This window comes from Bacillus haikouensis, assembly GCF_013179555.1.
Taxonomy (GTDB): domain Bacteria; phylum Bacillota; class Bacilli; order Bacillales; family Bacillaceae_B; genus Rossellomorea; species Rossellomorea haikouensis_A.
The window spans coordinates 1-5182 of record NZ_JABMCR010000277.1 but is presented as its reverse complement, the minus strand read 5'-3'; the positions used below and the strand labels follow the sequence as shown (position 1 = coordinate 5182).

At 39.2% G+C, this 5182-nt stretch carries 7 protein-coding genes; 3 read left to right on the top strand and 4 right to left on the bottom strand.

Annotated features, from left to right (window positions below):
* Window positions 1–37: 37 nt before the first annotated feature.
* The 3 genes from HP456_RS19530 to HP456_RS19520 all read right to left on the bottom strand — a co-directional run bounded on the left by HP456_RS19530 (window position 38) and on the right by HP456_RS19520 (window position 1973).
* On the bottom strand, window positions 38–409 hold the full coding sequence (locus HP456_RS19530) for a hypothetical protein (protein ID WP_172254204.1): 372 nt from the start codon (window positions 407–409) through the stop codon (window positions 38–40).
* Between the two features lie 76 nt (window positions 410–485).
* Window positions 486–1553 (bottom strand): DUF1835 domain-containing protein, encoded by a 1068-nt coding sequence (locus tag HP456_RS19525; protein WP_172254202.1) that lies wholly within the window; start codon window positions 1551–1553, stop codon window positions 486–488.
* Between the two features lie 15 nt (window positions 1554–1568).
* On the bottom strand, window positions 1569–1973 hold the full coding sequence (locus HP456_RS19520; RefSeq protein ID WP_172254200.1) for a RidA family protein: 405 nt from the start codon (window positions 1971–1973) through the stop codon (window positions 1569–1571).
* 303 nt (window positions 1974–2276) lie between these two features.
* Between HP456_RS19520 and HP456_RS19515 the strand changes: the two genes are divergently transcribed.
* The 3 genes from HP456_RS19515 to HP456_RS19505 all read left to right on the top strand — a co-directional run bounded on the left by HP456_RS19515 (window position 2277) and on the right by HP456_RS19505 (window position 4265).
* Window positions 2277–2489: an IDEAL domain-containing protein gene (locus HP456_RS19515; protein WP_172254198.1), complete on the top strand. Its 213-nt coding sequence runs from the start codon at window positions 2277–2279 to the stop codon at window positions 2487–2489.
* Between the two features lie 214 nt (window positions 2490–2703).
* Complete coding sequence (locus tag HP456_RS19510) at window positions 2704–3639, top strand: nucleoside hydrolase (protein WP_172254197.1); 936 nt, start codon at window positions 2704–2706, stop codon at window positions 3637–3639.
* Between the two features lie 128 nt (window positions 3640–3767).
* Entirely contained in the window at window positions 3768–4265 is a 498-nt protein-coding gene (locus HP456_RS19505) for a L,D-transpeptidase family protein (protein ID WP_172254196.1), read from the top strand.
* A 154-nt stretch (window positions 4266–4419) separates the two neighbouring features.
* On the opposite strand, the gene HP456_RS19500 is transcribed toward HP456_RS19505, so the two are convergent.
* Window positions 4420–5085, bottom strand: coding sequence for a DUF1295 domain-containing protein (locus tag HP456_RS19500; RefSeq protein WP_172254195.1), 666 nt, complete (start codon window positions 5083–5085; stop codon window positions 4420–4422).
* Window positions 5086–5182: the final 97 nt, after the last annotated feature.

Here is a 5182-nt window from a genome sequence, read left to right as displayed (position 1 = left end):
TTTTTATATAGTTTCTGGGCAGGAATATTCTTATGATTTACAGCCAGAACAATTTCGTCACTTTCAGGGAATTCCTGATGTACAAACGCCGGCAATAGACGCATCCCTGTTTCGCATACCCCTTTCCTTGTTCTGATGAATTTATCGATAACGCAATCAATAACAGTGCTTTTTTGTTGGATGTGTATTCTTTGACTCTATCTCCAAATTGCAGGACAAAAAACCCTACAGGATGATTTTGATTTAGAAGTACCACAGGGTTTCTGGTTGTATCCACCTTTGATAGCTGGATCATCTCAGTCGGAAGTGCTGTGAATTTCTCTTGGTCTTCCGGCAGGGTAAATTCATTTAAGGTGGAGTCGTATTCGGTAGTATATCGTGTAAGTCTCAGTTCTGATTGTTGATTCATCTGCACACCTGATTTCTCATTTATCATTATTTTGATGAAAACCGCATTCAAGTTGTCATTAATTCCATCTAATTACTTATGTTAGTTCATTTTCATGTTTTAACTCTCGAAGTCTCACACTATAAAACCTCATTGCTTTCGGAACTCCTTTTATTTCAAATATGCTTTTTAGGATCAATTGTCTTACTCTATACTCTAAGAAAGAATCATCAATATAATCCGTTAAATGACCAATGACCTCACCGATTAATCGGGCTGATTTCATAAACTCCCCATTTTTACGCTTTCTATGTAATTTTTCTGCTGTTTTGATGATATAGTCATCGTAATAAGTCACATCCACACTGTATAAGACATTGTTTTCCCATTTTCTCAGTACTTCTTGTGTAGTGGACAATGTTTTCCAGTCATCTTCAAGCCGAGTACGTTCCATCTTACTTAGAGGCTCAATGTCCCTATTACTTGCATAGATGGTACTTAATTGACCGTGAGAAATTTCTCCAGTATGCAACGGGAAATATTCATATTCCGATGTATCATTTTGTTGGTTGAATTGTTTTGTCGTGTTGATGTGGAAAGTATTCGCAGTCTTATCCTTCAATAAATAACAAACATATCTTAATGCAGTCTGTTCATGAGCGTTGTCGCCAGCCCATATGAAGATAGAAGAGTGTTCCGGTATCGAGTTAATTTTTATAATCGTCTGCTTAAAGTTATCACGATATTCCCCCAAATAATGATCATCCAGGTTTAGGTGATTTTGCAGCCATTCATGACGGCGACTGATGCCTTTCTCATTATGAAGTCTCCACACGGGACCAACCGAAAACAGATCTGAGAGACGTATGATCATTTCGTCCTGTTGTAATTCCATTTCTTCTAATGCCAAGTTCAAACTGCCTGAAGCAGAATCACCAAAAACGATATGTGTAACCTTATATTTTCGGTTCTGCATCTTATTCGCTTCACTTCGTTTATAATCCAGAAAATCTGCATAGGTCCGTTTAAGGTCGGACAAAAGTTGATCCTCTGTATATGAAGCTTTATCTTCTGCCATATGGATGCGGATTAGGGTTTGGAATAATAGAGATTTCGCTTCATCTTCTGCTGTGTGTTGAACTATTCTTTTTAATTCATAGATCAATTCATCGGTCCCCTTTCAGCTTTCCTTTGCTGCTATCGCTTCGATCTCCACCAATTGATTTGTGTAACCCAATACCGTCACTCCTGTTAAAGTGCTTGGAACGTCATGAACACCAAACTCTTTTCTTATCGTATTCCATGCCGCTGACAAATCTGCTTGATTCTGAGAAGCTACAAGCACCCTGGTATATACAACATCTTCCAATGTAGAACCACACTCCTGCAGTACTTCTTTCAAATTCTCCATACATTTTTTTGCTTGAAGCTCATAATCTCCTAAATGCTGGACATCCCCTTCTTTGTTAAGCGGGCAAGATCCTGCCAAAAAAAGAAGATCCATAGTTGAAGGAACTATTGAAGCGTACGCATAATCAACGGAAGCTAAGTTGGTTGAACGAATGAATGATATTTTTTTGTTCATTTTGACCCCTCCTAATGGTTATACAGTGAACATTGACTTAAATTTATTAAATCTTAAAACAACCTTAAAATGGTGACGATGAATAGTAAGACTATTTGCAGGAAACTTTTTAATCTTTCAACATATTTGCCCCTTTTCCATTGGATAATTATAACATCCTTTCCTTGATTAGATAATGTAAATCGCTTGGATGCAAAGCGTTTTTCCTAATTGGATTGCAATAAGATAAATTTTTTTGAAAAATGTTTGAATATTTAGATATTGGTTAGTATAATAGAAAAAAGGTCAAGGAGTTGAATTTTCATGAAAAAACATTTGCTTCATTCCCAACAGCCTGAAATTAATAGCATAGACTCTTTACTGGCAGAAATGGTATTAGATGAAGCTCTGCTGACATTTCGCAAAGAGCAGATCGCACAACAAATTGACAACTCACTATGCAATCGAAACAAAGAGGAATTCCTCCGGTTGACAGAGGAATTAACACGCATTCTTAATACAAATTCACCGTTGTAAAAGTGTTTGGTAACAAAGTCAGTCCGCAATCGATAGATGGACATTTTCATTGAAGATACAATAAGGGATGGTTTCCTTGCTTGTTGCAGCAGGAGTACCGTCCCTTTTTACGTTATCCGGATAGTGGGCATTCCTGTTCAAGAAAGGAATAATCTCTATCTCTCCTCGATACCTTATACAAAGACCGCAATATACAAAGTGAGGAGGATGAACAATGAAGAGAATCATTTTGTTTGCTGATCCGGGCATTGATGATTCGATAGCCATTATGTATGCCCTGCTGAACCCTGAAATCGAAGTCCTCGCCATTGTATCGAGCTATGGCAATGTGGATAAAGAGCAAGCCACTGATAATATCGCATATTTGCTTGAACTGGCTGGCAGAACCGACATCCCCATAATAGGAGGTACCAATGCTCCATTATCGGGTGAGATTCCCACGTTTTATCCTGAAATCCATGGGCAGGAAGGACTTGGCCCCATCCGCCCTCCGGAAGATCTCATATTCGAACTCACCAACTTTTCCAAAATCTATGACATTATTGAAAACAATAAGGATGTTACTCTCGTTGATGTAGGACGGAACACTTCGCTTGCATCCCTGTTTCTCTTAGGGGAAAATCTTACGGAGACCGTTAAAGAATTTTATATTATGGGCGGCGCGTTTTTCGTACCGGGAAATGTGACTCCGTCAGCGGAAGCCAATTTCTATGGCGACCCCACAGCTTCCCGTCTAGTCATGACGAACTTTGACAATCTTTATATCGTTCCGCTTAATGTCTCTAACAAAGCCATCGTGAAAATGGAACACATACAGGTCATTCTTGAGATGACAGACCACCCTCTTGTACAGATCATGGATGAAGTCATGAAATACTATATTGAAGCGTATAAAAAGCTTGTTCCCGGAATCGAAGGAGCTCCTCTGCACGATGTGGTGACCCTTTCCCTTATGGTGAACCCTGAAATGGGGCGGACTATCAGAAGGGAAGTTGAAGTTTTTACAACTGGGGAAGGAAAAGGAACGTCCATCGCCGATTTCAGGGTCAGCTCGAAACCGGCAGAAAAGAATAGCAATATTTATCTTGAAATGAACTATGAAATGTTTTTGAAGGATTTTATAAAGGTGATGAGTTCTGCGGGAAAATGATATTGGTCCTATCTTTCTGATGCGGTTAACCGAACCATTTTTGCATAATGTCTTAGATTGATATATAAATAATATCCCAACACAAACATACAATATAAGGTCCAGAACTATTCAAGGGGGCGGATCATATGAATCACTTTGTGAAAGCCGGTGAAACACTAACTCAAATTTCAAGAGACTACCGTATCCCGCTTCAAACCCTCATCATAGCCAACCCAGCCATCAATCCAAATGTCATCTACCCCGGCCAGTCAATTGTCATACCGGGTTTTCCCCAGCCTGATACCCTCCCGTATAAAATTGACGTGTCTGTAAACAACCGCACCTTAAAGCTGCTCAGAAAGAACGGCACACTGCAAAAGCAGTATCCGATTGCAGTCGGGAAAATCGTGACGGGCACGCCAGTGGGTAACTACATCATCATTAATAAGGCGCCTAATCCCGGCGGACCATTCGGCACCATGTGGATGAGCTTATCCAAAGAGCACTATGGGATTCACGGGACCAATAACCCGGGCTCAATCGGAAAAGCCGTTTCAATGGGCTGTATCCGGATGTATAATAAAGATGTGGAGGAATTGGCGAGGACTATTCCGATTGGTACCCCTGTATTTATTCATCCGTGATTGGTAACGGGGGAGAATTCAGCACTTCTTTAGTATACTGAAAGCATAACTTGGGGGATGAAATATTCCTCCTTCTATCTTTCCCCCTACATAAATACTCCTCTTTCTTCACCTCTTCCTTCTTCTATTTATCAAGTGTGAAGTCTGCAAAAACTCAATAAATGAAAGGGATAAATTTCTTCGTACCCTTTTCATATTGCCGAAACGACTCACCATATTTGTCCCTCATATATCGATCGTGAACCGGAATATTATAAAAAACAAAAAGGCAGAATAAAGCAATTGGAATGAATATAGACCAACTATTTCTTGTCAATAAAGCAAAGCCGCTCACCCAGACCAGATCACCGAAATAGTTGATATGAACGGCATATTTAAACAATCCCCCAGTATATAGCTTTCCCTTATTGCGTTTATCTTTCTTCCAGCTATCTCTTAAAATTTCTGATAAGGAATTAATCACTGAACCAATCAGGAAAAAGAATATCGCAAAATAGTCGAGCCAATAAATAGGTTTGTCTACAATTCCGCCCAACAAAGAATACCCAATGAAATAAAGAGCAAATGCAAATGGCACATTCAATGCTTCTCCCCAGGTAATCCCCCTCCTCAATAGAAAAAACACCATATAGTTCATTCGAAAGAAAGTAATGATACAACAGACGAATAATACGATATTTCTTGTTAAATCCCCCTCGGGAAGATGAAAGAATTCATTGCCTTCCATAAACAGCAGCCAAAAGGCTATAAGCAGAAAAATACACTCCAATATCAAAATGAGAAATCTTTGAGGCATTGATCGGTCTGTTGAACCATACATGTTACTCCTCCTTTTTAAAACCAAATTCCCTGTCTGCTCACATCTTAGCATGTGGAAAGTTGATAAAACAGTTATGAATATCATTTGTTTACAAATG